We start from the raw sequence: 19,799 nt of genomic DNA, 5'->3' as shown, positions 1-19,799 counted from the left end.
GTGAAAAAAGCCCCGCACGGGAAGCCGCGCGGGGCTTTCTCCTAGCGCTCAAACCCGGCAAACAAAGCGGTGATGGCCGCCGGGTCCAACTGGTCGATATGGGCTGGCTGCCAACGCGGCTGCTTGTCCTTGTCGACCAGCAGGGCGCGTACGCCTTCCATAATGTTGCCTTTCTCGAACCACTGGCGGCCCAGATGCAACTCCAATGCAAAGCAATCGGCCAGCGGTAGTGCGCGGCCCCGGCGCAGCAGTTCCAAGGTTACCGCCATGGCCAGAGGTGAGCGGCTGTCGATGATGTCGAGGGTACGATGGGCCCAGTCGACCATCTCAGGGCGCTGCTCTCTGGCCAGTGAGGCGCGAATGGCCGCGATGTCCGGCTGGCTGAAGTGCAGATCGATCGCCGGCTTCAGGCTGGCCAGTTCCGGGGCAGGCAGGTCGCAGGCTGGCAACTGACTGATTTGCTCCTGCAGGCTGCTGTCGTAGCCGTCAAACTGGTCCAGCAACTGATCCAGGGAGGCCAGTTGGCTGCTATCCAGGCAGTGGTCTGCCAGTCCGGCATACAGCGCGTCGGCGGCGCCAATGTGCTGGCCGGTCACTCCAAGGTAGGTGCCCAGTTCCCCTGGCAGACGCGAGAGAAAATAGCTGCCGCCAACATCCGGGAAATAGCCAATCGCGGTTTCCGGCATGCCCAGGCGCGAGCGCTCAGTGATCACGCGAATGCTGGAGCCTTGCCCCAGACCCATGCCGCCGCCCAGTACAAAACCGTCCATGATGGCCAACACCGGCTTGGGATAGGCGTGCAGGCACGCATCCAGTGCGTATTCCTCACTGAAGAAGGCATCAGCCGCGTCAGCATGGCCGGCCAGATAGCTGTCGTAGGTGCTGCGAATGTCGCCACCGGCACAAAAGGCCCGCTCACCGGCGCCACGCAGCACCACCGCTCGAATGGTCGAGTCTTCAGCCCAGGCCAGCAGTTGGCGGTGCAGCAGACGCACCATCTCCAGGTTCAAAGCGTTGAGCCCGGCAGGGCGGTTGAGGGTGAGGTGGCCAATCTGGCCGCGTTGTTCGATCAGGACCGGCGACAGTTCGGGCATGACACGGCTCCGCAGAAAAGGTCGGTTGAAAAGGCCGAAACAGAAGCCTCGATGGGCAGTTTTAAATCAGCTTCGGCACTTGAGTTGAGGGCTAAGTGTACTAAAGTTGGAAAAGCTCGAGGGCTCTCGGCGTTTTTACTTTCCATGGAGGTCTGGAATGAACCACTTTAAGACACCCCGTGCGGTTGGCCCGCTGTTGGCCATCGCCGCAGGTCTGGGGCTTGGCTTCAGCTCGGCCGGTTTTGCAGCGGAGGCAGCCAAACCGGCAACTGATGCGACGCGCGCCGCCAATGCTGCAGTACGCGATTTTCTGCCTTTCAATGACGAACGTGATATCGACGATGCCACCCGGGGGTTTGTCGCCAAACCCGATTCGCTGGTCATTCGTAACGAGGCCGGTGATGTGGTGTGGGATATGGACAGCTACACGAAGTACATCGGGCTGGATAAGCCGGCGCCCGATACCGTCAACCCCAGCCTGTGGCGTAACGCACAGCTTAACGTGCAGTACGGCCTATTCCAGGTCACCGACAATATCTGGCAGGTGCGCGGTTATGACATTGCCAACATCACCTACGTTAAGGGTGACACGGGCTGGATCGTACTGGACCCGGCCATTTCTGCCGAAACCGCTAAGGCGTCCTACGACCTGGTGACCGAGGAACTGGGAGAGCGGCCGGTAGTTGGCGTTATTTACAGCCACTCGCACGTGGACCATTACGGCGGGGTGCGCGGTATCGTCAAGCAGGCAGACGTGGATGCCGGCAAGGTCGAGATTCTTGCCCCGGAAGGCTTTATGGAGCATGCGGTTAGCGAGCTGGTGCTGGCCGGTAACGCCATGAGCCGGCGCGCTATCTTTATGTACGGCGCTCTGCTTCCGCGTGATGCCACCGGTGGTGTCAACGCCGGCCTGGGACAGACCAACTCGACGGGCACCATTACGCTGATGCAGCCAACGCGCAGTATCAGTGAAACCGGCACCGAGGTAGTGATTGACGGTGTGCGTATGGTGTTTCAAATGACGCCGGGCACTGAAGCGCCGGCAGAAATGAACACCTGGTTCCCGGACATGAACGCTATGTGGATGGCCGAGAACACCACCAACACCATGCACAACATCCTCACCCTGCGTGGCGCGCAGGTGCGTGATGCGTTGAACTGGGCCAAGTATCTGAACGAAACCATCGAGCTGTACGGCGATCAGGTGCAGGTTAAGTTTCAGAGCCACCACTGGCCCATGTGGGAAAACGAGCGGGTAGTGGATTACTGGAAGAAGCAGCGTGACCTCTACAAGTACATGCACGACCAGGTGGTCAACCTGCTGAACAAGGGCTACACCGGAGAGGAAATCTCCGAGATGATCGAGCTGCCGGATGAGCTGGCCAAGTTCTGGCCCAACCGGGGTTACTACGGCACCTTGCGTCACAATGCGCGGGCTATTTATCAGCGTTATATGGGCTGGTACGACGGCAACCCGTCAAGCCTTGATAATCTGCCGCCAGAGCCGGCTGCCAAGAAGTACGTAGAGTACATGGGTGGGGCAGCATCGATCATCGAGCGAGCACGTGCCGATTACGACAAGGGTGAATACCGTTGGGTGGCAGAGGCGCTTAAGCACGTGGTCTATGCCGAACCTGATAACCAGGCAGCCAAGAACCTGTTGGCTGATGCTTACGAGCAACTGGGTTACCAGGCTGAAGCCGGCACCTGGCGCTCGGTTTATCTGCAGGGTGCGTACGAATTGCGCAATGGCACGCCGTCAGCCGGTGGGGTGAACTCGGCCAGCCCGGATACCATTCGCGAAATGAGCCCGGAAATGCTCTTTGACTATCTGGCCGTGCGCTTGAATGGCCCCAAAGCTGCGGGCAAGCAGATGAGTTTCAACATTGCTTTCACCGACCTGGACAAGCGCTATGGTCTGACGCTGGAAAACGCCGTGCTGAACTACGGTAAGCCGGTGGAAGAGGCAGATGCGACGCTGACGCTGGCCAAGTCCACGCTGGACAAGGTGCAGTTGGGTGAAACCACTTTTGACGAGGCTGTTAAGAGTGGCGATGTGAAAATCGAAGGCGATGCCGCCAGCTTCCAGAGCTTTCTCGGACTGCTGGACGACTTCCCGTTCTGGTTCAACATTGTAACGCCTTGATGGCGTGCGGTCGGTCGCCTGGGGGCGGTCGACCTCTGGGCACTAAAAGCCCTGACATGAGGACGAAAAAAAGCCCCGATGGCAGTGCCATCGGGGCTTTTTCGTAATGTGGTTGCGGGGGCAGGATTTGAACCTACGACCTTCGGGTTATGAGCCCGACGAGCTACCAGACTGCTCCACCCCGCGTCAGAGGGCGCCATTCTACTGTTTTAGGAATGGCTGTCAAGCGATTGAACGAAAAGAATTTTTTATTTTCGCAGAATCAGTTTGCAAGACCCTTCACCCGTGGTTGTGGGTTGCTGACGGTATAGCGGCCGTTGTCGGCATCGCGGCTGACACAGGCCAAGGCAACGTCAGGATCATGGGTGAAAACCAGGCGCCCGTTGACCGCAATCAGGCTGTCGAGCAGGGCTTCCTTTTCCTCGATCAGGGTTTCCGGGAAACGGTCGTAACCCATGGTTATCGGCAGGTGTACCCAAGGCGCGCCCGGGATCAGATCGCCTGGAAACACGACCGGGCCGTCCGGCATGTCGATGATCGGGATCATCAGCCCCGGCGTGTGGCCGTCGCTGAAGCGCAGGCGCCAGTCCGGGCCGAGGGTGTTGGACTTTTTGCCGTCTTCGACCAGCTCCAGGCGACCGCTTTCTTCCAGCAAGGTCAGCAACTCGGGAATGAACGAGGCTTGGTCGCGCGGATGCGGGCGGCGCGCCCGTTGCCAGTGGCGCAGGCCGGTGACGAAGGTGGCCTTGGGGAACAGCAGCTGCGCTGGCTGTCCCTCTTGCCAGGCGCTGAGCAGGCCGCCGGCGTGGTCGAAGTGCAGGTGGGTGAGCACCACCACGTCGATATCGGCGTCGGTCAGGCCGATGTCGGCCAGGCTGTCGAGTAGCACGTGGCGGTCCTCGACCACGCCGTAGCGGGATTTCAGGTTGGGGGCGAAGAAGGCGCCAATGCCGGTTTCAACCAGAATGTTGCGGCCATCTTCCTGCACCAGCATGGCCCGGCAGCTTAGCGCGATCCGGTTCTGTTCATCGGCCTCGACCCAGCGAGACCACAGCGCCTTGGGGGCATTGCCGAACATGGCACCGCCATCCAGGCGTTGGCTGTTTCCTTCCAGCGTGGTGATTGTGCGCATGGCTGATCAATCCTGTGTGGGGTGTTTATGCAAAAAGGCGGCGCAGTAGCCGCCTTTTTTGAAAAGGATCAAAGGCTGAAGGTGTAGCCGATGATCACGCGGTTTTCGTCGATGTCGCTGCCGAAGGTGCTGCGGTAGGTCGCATTGCGCCAGTGCAGTGACAGGTTCTGCAGCGGGCCGTTCTGCACGGTATACATCACATCACTGTTACGTTCCCACTCATGGTGACGACTATTCGCGACTTCGATATTGCTGCCATGGGTGTAGCGATTCATCAGCTTGAGGCCGGGCAGGCCCAGCTCGGCAAAGCTGAAGTCGTGGCGTAGCTGCCAGCTGCGCTCATCGCGGTTGGCAAAGTCGTTGACCTGTACCAGATGCGTGAGGAAGGGATCGGTGCCGCTCAGGTAGGCAAAGCCGGTGTGGCCTTCCATCTGCTGATAGCTGCTGGTGAACTTGTGCATGCCCGCTTGCCACGACAGGGTGGCGCTGCTCATGCGGTTGTCGATGTTGCTGCGCCCTGCGTCGCTGCTGTCGGCATAGCGCAGGTTCAGCGCCAGTGCGCCGGCGCCCAGCGGCTGGCTGTGGTTGAGCACCAGATAGTGCTGGCGGTAAATCGACTGCAGCTCGCCGTAGTGATAGCTGAGTTTGGTCGCGTCGCTGACAGCCCAGGTGGCGCCGGCAAAGTCGAAGGCATCGCTGTCCTGCTTGCCGGTCACTACCACGTTCCGCGCGCCGCCCTGTACCGGACGCATGTCCTGATAGTCGGATGAGTCGCGCAGGTTGATGGCATCAAAGCGGCCCAGTTCAAGCTGCAGGCTGTCGCTGCCCTGTGCCTGCAGCCAGCCACCGCGGAAGCTCTGCGGCAGCAGGCGGCTGTCGTTGTGCATGGCGACCGGCAGCGAGGGAATCAGGGTGCCGACACGCAGCACGTGCTCATCCAGCTTGAGCTTGGCGGTCAGGCCCAGCTCGCTGTATTCGTCCATAGCGCGGCCTTCACTGGTGTCGCGCTTGAGGATGCCGGTGCCGGTCCGGTCCGGGCTGGAGTCGAGCTTGATGCCGAGTAGGCCGATGGCGTCCAGGCCAAAGCCCAGGCGGCCCTCGGTATAGCCGGACTGCCAGTAGGCGCGCACGCCCTGGGCCCATTCGTCGGCCTTGCTCTGGGCGGCGCCGCTCTGGCGAAAGTCGCGGTTGAAGTAGAAATTGCGCAGCTCGATACGGCTCTGGGCATCGTCCAAAAAGGCAGCGCTGGCCGGCGCCGCAAGTGCGGCGCAAAGGGCGGTTAGCAGACAGGTTTGGGTCTTTTTCATTGTTGTGAGTCTCTTGTTTTTATTGGTCAGTCAGCGGTTTCGGCGTCGGTTTTCTGGTCCGGATGGGCGCTGCGAAAGCTCAACAGATGAGTGCGCTCAATCAGCAGGTACAGCACCGCGCCGGTCGCCAGGCCCCAGCCTGCGCCGTAGACCGCAAGCACCACGCCCATGGTGCCGGCCACGCCGCGCTCGGCGTTGTTGCTCAACTGCTCGAAGCCGACCATCAGACAGATGTAGCCGGTCAGCACCAAGGTGAGTGAGAGAGCAATCGGCAGCACCGGTTGGAAAAAGCTCACCAGCGGCAGCATGAACAGCGCGATAAAGCCGGTGATCCAGAAGGTGCCGGCACCGCTGTAAATCGAGTCCATCGCCTTGCGGCCGTATTTGTAACGCTCGGCCATGGTTGCGGCGACGGCGGTCCAGATCGGGCCGGCCAGACCGGGATAGGGGGCAAAGAGGGCGTGCAGACCGTTGCGGATAGCGGTGACCAGGTGCGCGCGGTCAATGTTGTTTTCGATCACTTCGTCCGGGCGCAGCTCATCGGCGCGTTGCATCAGCGACTGGCCGACGATGATGTCGCCAAAGGCGATGATGTAGGCAATCACCGCGGTGGGCACGGCCAGCATGAAGACTTTTGCTTCTGGAATGCCGACGGTGAACGGCAGGTAGTTCCACATCTCGCCGAAGGCCGGTGCGGTGATGCCCCAGCGCACATCGGGCATTTTATATTCGCCAACGGCGATACCGACGACAATGGCGATCAGCATGCCCGGCACCATGCCGTAGTTGACGATCTTGCGCATCAACGGCAGGCGGTCGGTCAACCCTTTGAACGAGGCCGAGAACATCAGATACAGGCAGATCAGGGTGCCGAGGGTCAGCGAGATCGGGGTGTTGGCCAGGCGCCCGCCGGCGGAAATTTCACCCATCAGCGCGGCGATGCCGGCGCCGATGATGATGCCGCCCTTCATCGAGTTGGGCACGATGCGCACCATGGCGCTGCCAAGGCGGGTAACGCCGAGTACGAAGAAGATCAGGCAGACCAGCAGCTGCAATGCGAACAGCGCCTGAATGGCCTGCGGGCCCGGCTCAAAGTCGCCGAGAAACAGCAGCACCACCGGAATCGCCGGGGTAATCCAGCCTGGCACCATGGGCACGCCGAGCAGCGCGGGCAGCATGAAACCCACACCACAGACGACAACATAGGCCAGCGCCACGTCGTAGGGCAGACCGAGGTACTTTTCCAGCAGGGGAATCATGCCGAGGCTGACCACAAACATGATCAGCGCCTGCAGCATTTCGGCGGTTTCCCACCGGTAGTGCACGAAGGGCAGTCGAATCTTGAATGGGCCGCACGCCCAGAAAGGTTGTTCAGCGCCATCGGCGCGCTTGAAAATATGCATGAGTAGCTCCGCCAGCCGGGCAAGACCGGGCTGCTTGTTGTTGTTGTGAAACGGCTTTTACTGGGTGGGCGTTACCGTGCGCTCACCCGCCACCCCCGCACGAACGGCGCGGAGGAGGTGGTGATCAAACGCTTAGCCCGAGGTTGTACTGACGATCAGAGCGCCTTGGCCCAGTCTCGCAGGACGAACTTCTGAATCTTGCCGGTCGAGGTTTTCGGCAATTCGGTGAAGATCACCGTCTTGGGAACCTTGAATCCGGCAAGGTGCTGGCGGCAGAAGGCGATGATGTCCTCGTGGCTGACATCGTGGTCGCGGCGCCGGGTAACGAAGGCGCAGGGCGTTTCGCCCCACTTCTCGTCGGGGCGGGCGACGACTGCGGCTTCCATGACCGCAGGGTGCTTGTAGAGCGTGTCTTCGACTTCAATGGTGGAGATATTCTCGCCACCGGAAATGATGATGTCTTTCAGACGATCCTTGATCTGCACGTAGCCGTTGGGGTGGCAGACGGCGAGGTCGCCGGTGTGGAACCAGCCGCCGGAAAAGGCTTCGGCTGTGGCTTCCGGGTTTTTCAGATAGCCCTTCATCACGGTGTTACCGCGCATGAAAATCTCGCCAATGGTCTTGCCGTCTTTCGGCACCGGCTTGAGGGTGTCGGGGTTGGCGACCATCACGCCTTCAAGGGTGGTGTAGCGCACACCTTGGTGGGATTTGAGCTCGGCGCGCTCGTCCAGTGTCAGCTCATCCCACTCGCTGTGCCAGGCGCAGACGGTGACCGGGCCATAAACTTCGGTCAGGCCGTAGGTGTGGGTGATCTGGATGCCCATGTTCTCGACCGCGCCAATCACCTTGGCTGGCGGCGCGGCACCGGCAACCATTGCCTTGACCGGGTGATCGATGGCGGCCTTGGCTGAATCCGGCATGCTGGCCAGCGCGTTTAGCACGATGGGCGCGCCGCACAGGTGGGTGACGCGGTGTTCGTGGATCAGGTGCAGGATCTTCTGCGGGTCGACGCGGCGCAGGAATACATGCACCCCGGCCATCGCGGTAATGGTCCAGGGGTAGCACCAGCCGTTGCAGTGGAACATGGGCAGTGTCCACAGATAGACCGGATGCATGCCGATGCCCCAGGTCATCTGGTTGCCGATGGCGTTCAGGTAGGCGCCACGATGGTGGTAGATCACGCCCTTCGGGTTGCCGGTGGTGCCGGATGTATAGTTCAGGGTAATGGCTTGCCACTCGTCATCGGGCCAGTGCCATTCGAATTCAGGATCGCCTTCGGCGAGAAAGGCCTCGTAGTCGAGATCGCTCAGGGCTTCGCCTTCGCCGTATTCGGGGTCGTCGACATCGACAACCAGGATCGGGCGCTTGATCAGCTCCAGCGCCTGGCGGATGACATCGTGGAACTCGCGGTCGGTAATCAGCACGCGGGCTTCACCATGATCGAGCATGAAGGCGATGGCTTCGGCGTCCAGGCGTACGTTCAGGGTGTTGAGCACCGCGCCGATCATGGGTACACCAAAGTGGCATTCCAGCATGGCCGGGATATTCGGCAACATGGCGGCAACGGTATCGCCCTGGCGAATCCCCCGGCCATGCAGCGCAGAGGCCAGGCGACGGCAGCGCTGGTAGGTTTCCTGCCAGTTGCGGCGCAAGCTGCCGTGGATAACAGCGGGGTAATTGGGGTAGACCGCGGCGGTGCGCTCGATGAACGACAGTGGCGAGAGGGCCATGTGATTGACGGCGGCCGGTGCAAGGCCTTCCTGATAGATGCTCATGACGAATACCTTCTTGTAGTTATGCGTGGCACCACTGCGAGTCGGTGCTTTGCTGCTGCTGGCCGGTCCAGGCAAGATCGGCGTATTCTGTGCGGGTATTTTATATATTGTTTTTTCTTAATATGGAATATGCACCAAGGTATTATGGTGTAATTACTATATGGTGAGCGATGAGTGATCTACTGCCTACGCTGCACGGTTTGCTGCAGTCCGACCCCTTGCCGATGATGTTGGTGGATGCCAGCGGGCAGGCGATGTTTCGCAATCGCGCCTTGCTGGCGCTAGCGTCGGACACTCAGGGGCTGACTGCCTGGCTGCCGCACAACCATGCTGAGCTGGTGGCAGCAGCCGCCCAGCAACGCCGGGCCATTGAAGATGTGCACAATCGCTGTGGCGAGCGCCATCTGCTATGGAGCTACATTCCACTGGTCGAGACCGCGCAGGTCTGGGTGCGTGGGCGCGACGCCACGCGCTGGCTGCAGCACCAGCAGGAAGCGACGGTAGCGCGTCGGCTCTATCACTTGATCATCGAAAACACCACTGACCTGATATCTCGTCACCGTCCGGACGGCCGCTTTATTGATGCCTCGCCCGCCTCCTGGAATCTGCTGGGCGTGTGGCCCGAGCAGCTGCGTGGCGAGCGCCTGGACAGCCTGTTCCATCCGCAGGAGCGAGAGGCTTTGCAGGCGCGTTTTCGCAGCGCATTGGAGCAGGACGGTTATCTCACCTATAGCTACCGTATTCGTCACGCCAGCGGCGAGTATCGATGGTTTGAAACCGCCAGCCGTGCGATTCGTGAGACCTACACCGGCGAGGTGGTAGAGGTCATCAGCGTATCGCGCGACATTACCGAGCGGCTGCAGAGTGAAGAGCACAATCGCCGTCTGCAGGACGAACTGGCCCACGCTGCGCGGCTGGCCACACTGGGCGAGTTGGCCTCGGGCATTGCCCATGAATTGAACCAGCCGTTGGCGGCGATTCTGAATTATGCCGGCGCCAGTCAGCGCTATCTGACTCAGCTCGGCAGTACCGAGTCCGGAGCGGAACGGGTTGAGCACGGGCTGGCGCGAATCAGCGAGCAGGCCGAGCATGCGGCGGCGGTTATTCGTCGCCTGCGCGGGTTTCTGCGCAAGGGAACGCGGCGGCTGCAGCAGGTTGATGCGGCGGCTTTGGCGCATGAGGCGGTCGGGCTGTGTGCCTGGGAGGCGTCGCAGCATCAGGTGCAGATTATCGAACAGGCCGCTGCGGGTCTGCCGAGGCTGCAGGTCGACCCGATTCTGCTGCAGCAGGTGCTGCTGAATCTGTTGCGCAACGCCATCGACGCCAACCGTGAACATCACCCCGAACAAAGCTCGCAGGTGCAGTTGCGTATTGCGGCGCTGGATGGGCAAGTTTGTATTGAGGTGATCGATCAGGGCGCGGGTGTCAGTGCCGAGGCGCGTGCCCGGTTGTTTGTGCCGTTCTACACCAGCAAGGCAGACGGCCTGGGCTTGGGGCTGTCCATGAGTCAGGGTATCGTAGAGGGCTTTGGCGGCAGCCTCGATGCGCTGCCGGCCGAGTCCGGTGGTCTGTGCCTGAGATGCCTGCTACCGGCTGTTTCAACGTAAGGATTGCAATGCCTGAACACCCACAACAACTGGTTTATGTGGTCGATGACGATCAGGGCATGCTGGACTCGACGGTTTGGCTGTTCGAGTCCATGGGCCTCAAGGCGCTGCCGTTTACCAGCGGTCAGGCCTTTCTCGACGCCTGTGACCCGACCGCAGCAGCCTGTGTGCTGCTGGATGTGCGCATGCCCGGTATGGGCGGCCTGGCGGTGCAGGATGCCATGCGTGAACGTGGTATCGGCCTGCCGGTGATCTTTGTCAGCGCCCACGCGGACGTACCTATTGTGGTGCGCGCCTTCCGCGGCGGCGCCGTGGACTTTATCGAAAAGCCCTACAACGAGCAGCTACTGCTCGATAGCGTGCAGCGCGCACTGAGTCAGCGGCCGACGCTGGCGCCGCCGCAAGCGGTGGAGGTTGAAGCACGCCTGGCGCGCCTCACCCCGCGCGAGCAGGATATCGTGCTACCGTTGGTGCAGGGATTCAGCAATCGGGAGATTGCCGAGCAGTTGGGAGTCAGTGTCAAAACCGTTGATCTGTACCGCTCGCGTGTCATGAAGCGTATGCAGGCGGATAGTCTGCCGGCGCTGGTGGGCATGCTGATTGGCGTGGGCAGGGTTGACCCTTTTAGCTTGCAGGCTCTTCAGGAGGTGTCACAGGGGGCGTGACAGTTGTAAAAATGACGTCATAATGACATCACTGGATGAGATTGCGTGCCGGGTGGTCTGCCGAGCACATAACAATAAGAAGGGTCTCTCGGGTGGAAAAGATCGGTCCTCAATTTCGTATCAATCCCTGGCGCGGTGAATTTGATGACGCCGCGACAGAGCGCGCCTTTCGTCAGTACAGCGAGGCGCAGATGGCTCGGGCGCTGCGACGGGCGGTGCTGGTTTGGGCCGTGCTGGTGGTGCTTTTTGGGGTCCTGGACTACCCCAAGCTGGGTTGGTCTGCGGAGTTTCAGCTGCTGTTTGGCTGGCGCCTGGCTACCGCAGCCTTGCTGGTTTTTTTCTATTGGCAGATTTTGCGCAAGCCTGCGCTGGCCCCAGCCGGCTACGCTGCCACGGCGGTTGAGATCTTCGGCTGCTTTCTGTTTTTCCTGCTGTACTTTATTCGCCACGATATGGTCACTTGGGTAATCGGCGTCATTGCCATCTCCCTGCTGGCGCTCTTCATGTATATCCCCAACAGGGTGTACCTGTCGTTGCTGACGGCGGGCTTTCTGATTGTGGGCATGATGTTCTGCGTGGCCATCAATGGCTTTGGCGTTGAAACGCTGATTGGGCTCGCCTTTATTCTGATGTTGCCGACGGTGGTGGGCTTCTTCACCGCGCTGCGTTGGCAGGTTGCACAGCGACAGCACTACGCGCTGCTTATGCAAGTGATGACGGTAAACAGCGATCTGCAGGGTGAGATCAAGCGGCGCGAGGCGCTGGAAGCCGAGCTCAAGCGCCAGGCCACCACCGACCCGCTGACCGGGCTGTTCAATCGACGTCAGTACGAAATGCTGTTCCAGCGCGAGCGGGAGCGCTGTAACCGGCTGCACCAGCAGATGAGCCTATGCATCATGGATCTGGATCACTTCAAGCGCATCAATGACGAGTATGGCCATGATGCGGGCGATGCGGTGTTGTGCCATGTTGCACAGCAACTCAGTTGCTCGCTGCGCCGCTCCGACGTGGTGGGGCGCTTTGGTGGTGAGGAGTTTGTCTTGGTGTTGCCCGACACCGGCCTTGAGCAAGCGGTCGCCGTGCTTAACCGCTTGCGCGAGGACCTGGTGGCCACACCGGTGCCGGTTAACGGCGCCTTGCTGCCGGTCAGTGCGACCTTCGGTATCACCGAGGTGCATGAGGACGACAGCGAGCTGGAGGCGATTCTGAAGCGCGCTGACCGCGCCCTGTATGAAGGCAAGGGTGCTGGCCGCAATCGGGTAATGACGGCCTGATCGGTTACACTGGCGGCTTTCTCGTCTGCCTGCCGGTTCGGGTTGTCCGTGCGCAAAATCATTCACGTTGACTGCGATTGCTTCTACGCCGCCATTGAGATGCGCGATGATCCGCGCCTGCGCGGCCGGCCGCTGGCAGTGGGTGGCGATCCGGGCAAGCGCGGGGTGATTGCCACCTGCAACTACGAGGCGCGGGCCTACGGTGTGCGTTCGGCCATGGCCTCGGCCTACGCCAAAAAGCTCTGTCCTGAGCTGCTGATCGTGCCGGGTCGCATGTCGGTCTACCGCGAGGTCTCCAAGGCCATTCAGACCATTTTTGCCGATTACACGCCGCTGATTCAGCCACTATCGCTGGACGAGGCTTATCTGGATGTAACCGACTCTCAGGCCTGCCGGAGCAGTGCCACGCTGATCGCCAAGGAGATTCGTCAGCGGGTGCGCGATACCCAGGGTATTACCGTGTCGGCGGGCGTGGCGCCGAACAAATTCATTGCCAAGATCGCCAGTGACTGGAACAAGCCCGATGGCCTCAAGGTGGTGCTGCCGGATCAGGTCGAGGACTTTCTGCGTGATCTGCCGGTATCCCGGCTGCACGGCGTCGGGCGCAAGACGGCCGAGCGGCTGCAGCGTCTGGGTGTGGATGTCTGCAGTGAGTTGCTGCCCTGGCGCAAACAGGACCTGGCCCGCGAGTTTGGCAGCTTTGGCGAGCGGTTATGGGAGCTGGCGCGGGGCATTGATGATCGTCCGGTGGTGGTCGAAAGCCGCCGCCAGTCAGTCAGTGTCGAGCATACCTACGAGCATGATCTGCCGGACCTTGATGCCTGTCTAGCGGCTCTGCCACCGCTGCTGGCCAAGCTGGCCGAGCGCATCGGCAGGCTGGAGGGCAGCTACCGGGTGAGCAAGCCCTTTATCAAGCTCAAGTTCCATGACTTTACCCAGACCACACTGGAACAGGCTGGTGCGCCGATCACACCAGCGGGCTACACCGAGCTCTGCTCGCAGGCCTTTGCCCGTGGCAATTGCCCGGTGCGGCTGATTGGGGTGGGCGTCCGTCTGGACAGCGGCCTGTCGCAGTTGGGGGAGCAGCTCAGTCTGTTTTAGGCGCAGCGGCCGATTTTGCGCAGGCTGGGCATAGATGATTGTCGCCCCGCGGCTGCCAGCCCAGCTCGCTGATGCGCGCAACCGCTTTGGCGGTGCGCGCGTTCAGGTCGTCGCGGTCGGCGGCAAGAAATTCAAAAGGCTGTTCGCGGCCGCATTCATCACAGGTAATGGACCAGCCCAGCACGCTCTGGCCGCGCAGATCCGGGCCGCGGGCAGAGGCGGTCCATTGGCCCGGCGGGTTGATCAGGTAGCGAATCTTGTCTACCTCAAGGCGCATCGGTAAATCCTGGCTACCCTTTACCGTGCAGATCAGCATGTCGCCAGAGCGCACACCGCCACCTTGCCCGGTCACCTGAAACAGCCCGGCGCCCAGGGTGCGGCACTCGATCAGGGTGTGTGACGGGTTGAATGCCGTGCGGCGAAAGTCGTGTTCTGCCATGGGGGTGCTCGCTGGTCGATGGGGCGCGCATGATAACACCTGAGTGTAGCGGCATATCACCCGCGTCACTGATGGTCGGTGGCGGGGTAGTGCAGTGATTATGATGGTACGGTCATTTATTGCATCGTTAATTAGGAGTTCACATGAGCGTCAAGCAAATGTTCGATCTGAGCGGCAAGGTTGCGCTGATCACCGGCGGCACCAAGGGCCTCGGCCTGCAGATGGCTGAAGCCTTTGGCGAGCTGGGCGCCAAGGTGTTTATCAGTGCACGCAACGCTGCTGAAATCGAGGCGGTAGTTGCGGAGCTGAAAGGTCAGGGTGTCGAAGCCGCTGGCATCGCCTGCGACCTGGGCAAGCTGGACAGCAACCCGGTCAAGACCCTGGTTGACGCCTGTGAAGCCGCTTTTGGCACCGTTGACGTGCTGGTCAATAACGCCGGCACCACCTGGGGCCAGCCGGCCGAAGAGCACAGCTATGAAGGCTGGCAGAAGGTCATGACGTTGAACGTTGATGTGTGCTTCCTGGTCGCCCAGGAAGTGGCGCGCCGTTTCATGATTCCGCGCCAATCCGGCAAGATCATCAACATTGCCTCTATCGCGGGCTTCAAGGGTAACCGCGCCAACTCCGGCGTGTTCACCTCGGCCTACAACACCTCCAAGGCGGCTGCGATCAACCTGACGCGCGCGCTGGCTGGCGAGTGGGGCCGCTACAACATCAACGTCAACGCGATCTGCCCGGGTTACTTCCCGACCAAGCTGGCCAAAGGTTTGGACAAGGTCAGTGAGATGATCAAGGAAGGCACCCCGCTGGGACGTATCGGTGGTGACGAAGACATCAAGGGCGCGGCGGTCTTCTTCGCGACCGAAATGTCGCGCCATGTCACCGGCCAGGCGATGGCCGTCGACGGCGGTAACTCGGTCGTCTGATCGCTGTAGCAGGGCCGCCGCACCACGCATGCGGCGGCCCTGGTTGGCTGTGTCAGCCCGGCCCGTTGCTGAGCGCGCGGGCGGCGGCTTCTACTTCTTCGCGGTGGTCCCGCTCCAGGGTGTCCATCAGTCGCAGGTGCAGCTTGCGCTCTGCGCGACTCAGATCCTTCCAGCCCTGATGGGTAGGAATGTGGGCAGTCTGGTCGTAGATCAGCTCGAGGATGGACACATCCAGCGCAGCGTTGCGCGGCCCCTCATAGTTGTCCAGCAGCACCTTCAGGCGAATTGCCCCTTCAATCATCGGCACCTGCTTGTCCAGCAGGCTCTGGGCGATGATGCGAATGTCATCACCCAGGCGGTCATTGCGCGCGTTCAGGGCGTTGAGTCGTTCGGCTTGTTGACGCCAGACGCGGCGCCAGAGAATCAGGGCGTAGACGCCCAGCAGCAGGATAATCAGGCCGCCTGCCAGCAGCAGCCAGTGATGGGTTTGCATCGGATTCAGAAACTCAGTTGCGCGGGATCTAGCGTCCCTTCTTCTTTCAGGTTAATGCTCGGCGCCAGCCACAGGCCGGTGCGGATATGGCCGTCGATACGGTAGTCGACGGGCTGTTGTTTATCCACCAGTTTGACCAGATCGGCCAGGTGGCGCCACAGGTTGGAGCGTACTTCCAGCTCAAAATAGGAGGTGCCGTAGGGCGGTACGTCAAAGCGGTTGTCGCTGACGCCGGTGGCCAGCTTCATGCCGTTGAGATACACCTGATATTGCATGCCGCGAATCGGCAGCACCCGCTCGTTGGGGTTGTCGACTCGCAACTTGAGCCGGAAGGACTGCTCCCACAGGTTGGATTTGAGCATCTCGACATTCGCCAGACTGACATCCGGCTTGGTATAGGACGGGCTGAATACCGCGCAGCCTTGCAGCAGCGCGCAGTACAGCAGCGTTATTACCCCCAGCACCCGCACGCTCATTGCGTCCCCTCTCCTGTGCCGGCTGCCTTGTGTGTGGAGTTGTCGTGCAGCCCGGCTGCGACCATACTAACCCTGATTGATGTTCAGGGAGTGACAAGATGACCCGTTTCGAGGTGGTTTTTCAAGGCCAGGTGCAAGCCGGCGCAGCGCCGGAACAGGTGCGGGCGAACGTCGGCAAGCTGTTTCAGGTCTCGGGCAGTCAACTGGACGCACTATTTTCCGGTCGTCGAATCGTGATCAAGCAGGGACTGGATCAGGTGGCGGCCGAGAAGTACCGGATCGCGCTGGAGCGCGCCGGCGCCCAGTGCAGCATCGTGCCGATGGACGGGCCGGCAGCCGACGTGCCACCAGCCGCGCCGGCGCAGCCAGAGCCTGCGGCGCAGCCGGCGCCGGCGGCAGAGCGCCCGCCCGCCAGCAGCCCTTTGGTACCACGTGATGAGTTTATGGCCGCCTTCAGTGATGTCGAGGCGCCTGATCTGGATATCGCTCCACTGGGCGCCGACATGCAGGATGAGTACGACGCCTTCACGCCGTTGCCCATCGACCTGTCTGCACTGAGCCTTGCGCCAGTGGGCAGTGACATGGGTGAGCTGAAAAAGGACGATACCGCGCAGGTGCCCAACACCGATCACCTTAAACTCAGCGAAGAATGAAAGAGCGGGCAGCAGTCCGCAGCCTGATCACCTGCTAACGGGCACAGCACTGCTTGAATTTGCGCCCTGAGCCGCAGGGGCAGGGTTCGTTGCGGCCAGCCTTGAACGGGTGATTAGGGTCCAGAAAGTACCAGCGCCCTGCAATCAGCCTGAAATCCGAACACTCTCTATGACGCTGGGCGCTGCCGTCCAGGTCCTGCCAGCGGGCCACAAAGGTGACCTGCGCCGTGCTGGCGCCCGGCAACTGCTGAAAGCTTTCTACCGTCAGGCCCAGCCAGCGGCTTTGTTCACTCCACTGACGCATGGCCTCGACCGCCAGCTGCGACTGCTGCGCAGGGACTGTGGTGGCAACCAGATAGTCGATCAACCCCAGCGTGTAGGCACAGTAACGTGAGCGCATCAGGCGCTCGGCAGTGGGCGCAGCGGCGCCCTGATGCAAGGGCTGGCAGCAGTCGCCGTAGTGGCTGGTGCTGCCGCATGGGCAGGGCTGTATAGCGTCTAGGGTCATCGCCGTTACCACCAGTATTTGTCGAACATCTCGGGGTTGGCCCAGTATTTGGAGTTGAGCCAGTCGGGCACGTTCTTGTATTCGGCCAGATCGTAGCTGTAGAGGGTCAGGCTCTGGCCATCCTGGCTGAAGCGTGCACGGCGCTGCAGGGCCAGGGCAAAGAAGTCGTTCTCCTGCCACTCGGTCGCGCGCTCGGTATCTACCAGCACGGCGATGCGGCTGGCCGACAGGTTGCGCAGCCCGGCCAGCAGCTCGGTGGCGGTGCGCTTGTCCAAGTGCTCCAGCTGGTCGGCGACAATCGCCAGGTCGTAGCGCTGGTTGCGCAGCTCATCGCTCAGCGGCACCTCGCTGGCGCTGCTGATCTGGCAATCGGCATGCTGCTCATGCCAGGCCGCAATGGCCGGAATCTGGCTGCGGCTGACGCAGAGTACGCTGGCGGGGCTGTAGTGCTGCAGAATGCCTAGCAGGGCGGACGTCGGCGTGGCGCTCATGGTGTGGCTTCGCTGTGATCAGGTGGAGCGCAGCAGGTTAGGGGCTGGCCGGTACTGATGCAAGCGCCGGCGGTCCAGCTGAGGGGCGTTGGATGGTATCATCGCCGGCTGATCCGGAGCCCGCATGCTGAACGATGAACTCAAAGGCCAGATCCAGACGGCCTACCGCACCTTCCTGGAAAACAAGTCGCTGAAGCCGCGTTACGGCCAGCGGGTGATGATTGCCGAGGTCGCCAAGGTCTTCGGCAACGTCGCGCTGGACGACGAAGGCCATCGTGACGGTGATCCGGCCGTGGCGGTTATCGAGGCCGGCACCGGCACCGGCAAGACGGTGGCCTACTGTCTGGCGGCGATTCCCATTGCCCGTCACCTCGGCAAGCCCCTGGTTATCTCCACGGCTACGGTGGCGCTGCAGGAGCAGATCGTGCTCAAGGATCTGCCGGATATCCTGCGTAACTCCGGTCTCAAGTTCGGTTTTTCGCTGGCTAAGGGGCGCGGACGCTACGTCTGTCTGGCCAAGCTGGACAACCTGCTGCGCGAAAACCAGTCCATGGCCGACCAGCAGCAGATGTTTGCCGAAGACGGCTTTCGTATCGATGTGGATGAGGCCGGCCTCAAGCTCTACACCCGCATGGTTGAAGCACTGGGTGGCAACAAGTGGGACGGCGAACGCGACTCCTGGCCTGAGGCGCTGGAGGACCAGGACTGGTCACGCCTGACTACCGACCATATTCAGTGCAGTAACCGCCGCTGCGGTCACTTTCAGCAATGTGTGTTCTACAAGGCCCGCGAGGGCGTGCAGAAGGTTGATGTCATCGTCACTAACCACGACCTGGTGCTGGCGGATCTGGCGCTGGGTGGCGGCGCAATTCTGCCGGACCCGCGCGACAGCCTTTATGTATTTGATGAGGCGCACCACCTGCCGGACAAGGCGATCGGCCACTTTGCCCACAACACCCGCCTGCACGCGACCGCCGACTGGCTCGATCAGATCGACAAGAACCTCAGCAAGCTGCTGGCTCAGCACCCGCTGCCGGGCGACCTGGGCCGGGTGCTGGAGCAGACCCCGGTCACCGCCCGTGACCTCAAGCCACATCAGCAATTCATGCAGCAGGCGCTGGGTGATGTTGCCGACTTTGCCAGTGCCGAAGACCTGGGCGGCAATATCCGGCCGCAGTACCGCTTTGAACACGGCGAGGTGCCGCAGGAGCTCTGCGACATGGGCATGGAACTCAAGGCCGGCTTTGGCCGTTTGAGCGACCAGCTGCAACGCATTGTCGACATGCTCAAGGAGGCGATGGACGGTGAGACCACCATCGGTGTGTCCGAGGCCCAGGCAGAGGAATGGTATCCGCTGTTCGGCGCCCTGCAGGCCCGCGCCGAAGCCAACTGGACCCTGTGGACCCAGTTCTGCCTGCAGGACCCGGAAGGCAAGCCGCCGACGGCGCGTTGGCTGACCTTGACCGACAACGGCGACATCGAGGTGCATGTCAGCCCGATTCTGGCCGCTGACACCCTGCGCCAGTACCTGTGGAATCCGGCCTTTGCGGCGCTTGCTACCTCCGCCACGCTGACCGCGTTGGGCAAGTTTGACCGCTTCAGTCACCGCGCCGGCCTGCCACGCAGCGCGGTGTGCACGCTGGCGCCCAGCCCCTTCAAACATGCTGAGGCCGGTTTGCTGCGTGTTCCCAACTACGGGGCTGACCCGCGCGACAGTACGGGGCACACCGCTGCGATTGTCGAACACCTGCCGGATATTCTGGCGGATGAGCGCGGTAGCCTGGTGTTGTTTTCCTCGCGCAAGCAGATGCTGGAGGTGTTTTCCGGTGTGCCGGCAGAATTCCGCCAGCGGGTACTGGTGCAGGGCGATTTGTCCAAGCAGGAGCTGATTCGCCAGCACCGCAAGCAGGTGGATGATGGCCAGCCCAGTGTCATCTTCGGTTTGGCGAGCTTTGCCGAGGGCGTCGATCTGCCCGGCAAGTACTGCGAGCACGTAGTGATCGCCAAGATCCCCTTTGCGGTGCCGGATGATCCGGTCGAAGCGGCGCTGGCCGAATGGATTGAAAAGAACGGCCGCAACCCGTTTATGGAAATTGCCGTACCGGATGCCAGCTTGCGGCTGATTCAAGCCTGCGGCCGTCTGCTGCGTACCGAAAGCGACCGCGGCACGGTGACGGTGCTGGACCGCCGGCTGGTAACCCAGCGCTACGGCAAGGCGATTCTCAACGCGCTGCCGCCGTTTCGCCGCGAGATTGACTGAGCTATCAGCCGGAACGATTGCCTGTCGAAAGGCGCACTGATAATGGCTG

At 61.5% G+C, this 19,799-nt stretch carries 18 protein-coding genes and 1 tRNA gene; 8 read left to right on the top strand and 11 right to left on the bottom strand.

Translation table 11 applies throughout. The features are described from left to right. Window positions 1-41: 41 nt before the first annotated feature. Window positions 42-1,094 carry an enoyl-CoA hydratase/isomerase family protein gene (locus HV822_RS04350; protein WP_238872544.1) on the bottom strand — a complete coding sequence of 351 codons (1,053 nt, stop codon included), beginning with the start codon at window positions 1,092-1,094 and terminating at the stop codon, window positions 42-44. A 157-nt stretch (window positions 1,095-1,251) separates the two neighbouring features. Here HV822_RS04350 and HV822_RS04345 point away from each other — a divergent pair, with 157 nt between their 5' ends. Then, window positions 1,252-3,240 carry an alkyl sulfatase dimerization domain-containing protein gene (locus tag HV822_RS04345; RefSeq protein WP_238872543.1) on the top strand — a complete coding sequence of 663 codons (1,989 nt, stop codon included), beginning with the start codon at window positions 1,252-1,254 and terminating at the stop codon, window positions 3,238-3,240. 109 nt (window positions 3,241-3,349) lie between these two features. On the opposite strand, the gene HV822_RS04340 is transcribed toward HV822_RS04345, so the two are convergent. The 5 genes from HV822_RS04340 to HV822_RS04320 all read right to left on the bottom strand — a co-directional run bounded on the left by HV822_RS04340 (window position 3,350) and on the right by HV822_RS04320 (window position 8,857). Beyond that, window positions 3,350-3,426 (bottom strand) — tRNA-Met (locus HV822_RS04340). Window positions 3,427-3,502: 76 nt separating this feature from the next. Beyond that, window positions 3,503-4,372 carry an MBL fold metallo-hydrolase gene (locus tag HV822_RS04335; protein WP_238872542.1) on the bottom strand — a complete coding sequence of 290 codons (870 nt, stop codon included), beginning with the start codon at window positions 4,370-4,372 and terminating at the stop codon, window positions 3,503-3,505. A 68-nt stretch (window positions 4,373-4,440) separates the two neighbouring features. Then, the gene (locus HV822_RS04330) at window positions 4,441-5,679 is read right to left on the bottom strand and encodes an OprD family porin (protein WP_238872541.1); all 1,239 of its coding nucleotides are present in this window, start codon (window positions 5,677-5,679) and stop codon (window positions 4,441-4,443) included. Window positions 5,680-5,705: 26 nt separating this feature from the next. Then, complete coding sequence (locus HV822_RS04325) at window positions 5,706-7,082, bottom strand: solute carrier family 23 protein (RefSeq protein ID WP_238872540.1); 1,377 nt, start codon at window positions 7,080-7,082, stop codon at window positions 5,706-5,708. 155 nt (window positions 7,083-7,237) lie between these two features. Further along, window positions 7,238-8,857, bottom strand: a complete 1,620-nt coding sequence (locus tag HV822_RS04320) for an acyl-CoA synthetase (RefSeq protein ID WP_238872539.1) — start codon at window positions 8,855-8,857, stop codon at window positions 7,238-7,240. Window positions 8,858-9,027: 170 nt separating this feature from the next. On the opposite strand from HV822_RS04320, the gene HV822_RS04315 reads away from it, so the two are divergent. The 4 genes from HV822_RS04315 (at window position 9,028) to dinB (ending at window position 13,504) form a co-directional block, all read left to right on the top strand. Beyond that, entirely contained in the window at window positions 9,028-10,464 is a 1,437-nt protein-coding gene (locus tag HV822_RS04315) for a sensor histidine kinase (RefSeq protein ID WP_396265016.1), read from the top strand. An 8-nt stretch (window positions 10,465-10,472) separates the two neighbouring features. Further along, the gene (locus HV822_RS04310) at window positions 10,473-11,129 is read left to right on the top strand and encodes a response regulator transcription factor (protein WP_275419406.1); all 657 of its coding nucleotides are present in this window, start codon (window positions 10,473-10,475) and stop codon (window positions 11,127-11,129) included. A 92-nt stretch (window positions 11,130-11,221) separates the two neighbouring features. Continuing rightward, window positions 11,222-12,403 (top strand): GGDEF domain-containing protein, encoded by a 1,182-nt coding sequence (locus HV822_RS04305; RefSeq protein ID WP_238872538.1) that lies wholly within the window; start codon window positions 11,222-11,224, stop codon window positions 12,401-12,403. Between the two features lie 42 nt (window positions 12,404-12,445). Further along, window positions 12,446-13,504 carry a DNA polymerase IV gene (gene dinB / locus HV822_RS04300; RefSeq protein ID WP_238872537.1) on the top strand — a complete coding sequence of 353 codons (1,059 nt, stop codon included), beginning with the start codon at window positions 12,446-12,448 and terminating at the stop codon, window positions 13,502-13,504. Here the strand turns inward: dinB and HV822_RS04295 are convergent. Beyond that, window positions 13,491-13,943: a hypothetical protein gene (locus HV822_RS04295; protein WP_238872536.1), complete on the bottom strand. Its 453-nt coding sequence runs from the start codon at window positions 13,941-13,943 to the stop codon at window positions 13,491-13,493. The genes dinB and HV822_RS04295 overlap by 14 nt on opposite strands. Before the next feature lie 143 nt (window positions 13,944-14,086). Between HV822_RS04295 and HV822_RS04290 the strand changes: the two genes are divergently transcribed. Continuing rightward, a complete protein-coding gene (locus tag HV822_RS04290; RefSeq protein WP_238872535.1) occupies window positions 14,087-14,869 on the top strand; it encodes an SDR family oxidoreductase in 783 nt (260 codons plus the stop codon). A 52-nt stretch (window positions 14,870-14,921) separates the two neighbouring features. Here the strand turns inward: HV822_RS04290 and HV822_RS04285 are convergent, their stop codons facing one another. Next, a complete protein-coding gene (locus HV822_RS04285; protein WP_238872534.1) occupies window positions 14,922-15,362 on the bottom strand; it encodes a DUF2489 domain-containing protein in 441 nt (146 codons plus the stop codon). Window positions 15,363-15,367: 5 nt separating this feature from the next. Next, complete coding sequence (locus HV822_RS04280) at window positions 15,368-15,838, bottom strand: LEA type 2 family protein (RefSeq protein WP_238872533.1); 471 nt, start codon at window positions 15,836-15,838, stop codon at window positions 15,368-15,370. Window positions 15,839-15,936: 98 nt separating this feature from the next. On the opposite strand from HV822_RS04280, the gene HV822_RS04275 reads away from it, so the two are divergent. Further along, window positions 15,937-16,491: a hypothetical protein gene (locus HV822_RS04275; RefSeq protein ID WP_238872532.1), complete on the top strand. Its 555-nt coding sequence runs from the start codon at window positions 15,937-15,939 to the stop codon at window positions 16,489-16,491. A gap of 34 nt (window positions 16,492-16,525) precedes the next feature. Here HV822_RS04275 and HV822_RS04270 read toward each other — a convergent pair whose 3' ends face one another. After that, the gene (locus HV822_RS04270) at window positions 16,526-16,999 is read right to left on the bottom strand and encodes a YchJ family protein (protein ID WP_238872531.1); all 474 of its coding nucleotides are present in this window, start codon (window positions 16,997-16,999) and stop codon (window positions 16,526-16,528) included. A 5-nt stretch (window positions 17,000-17,004) separates the two neighbouring features. Beyond that, window positions 17,005-17,490, bottom strand: a complete 486-nt coding sequence (locus HV822_RS04265; protein ID WP_238872530.1) for a DUF6231 family protein — start codon at window positions 17,488-17,490, stop codon at window positions 17,005-17,007. Between the two features lie 124 nt (window positions 17,491-17,614). Here HV822_RS04265 and dinG point away from each other — a divergent pair, with 124 nt between their 5' ends. Beyond that, window positions 17,615-19,750, top strand: coding sequence for an ATP-dependent DNA helicase DinG (dinG, locus tag HV822_RS04260; RefSeq protein ID WP_238872529.1), 2,136 nt, complete (start codon window positions 17,615-17,617; stop codon window positions 19,748-19,750). Window positions 19,751-19,799: the final 49 nt, after the last annotated feature.

The sequence above is a fragment of the Halopseudomonas maritima genome (assembly GCF_021545785.1).
In the GTDB taxonomy this organism is placed as follows: Bacteria; Pseudomonadota; Gammaproteobacteria; order Pseudomonadales; family Pseudomonadaceae; genus Halopseudomonas; species Halopseudomonas maritima.
The sequence above is the reverse complement of the archived record's forward strand: the minus strand, read 5'-3'. Positions and strand labels throughout refer to the sequence as shown.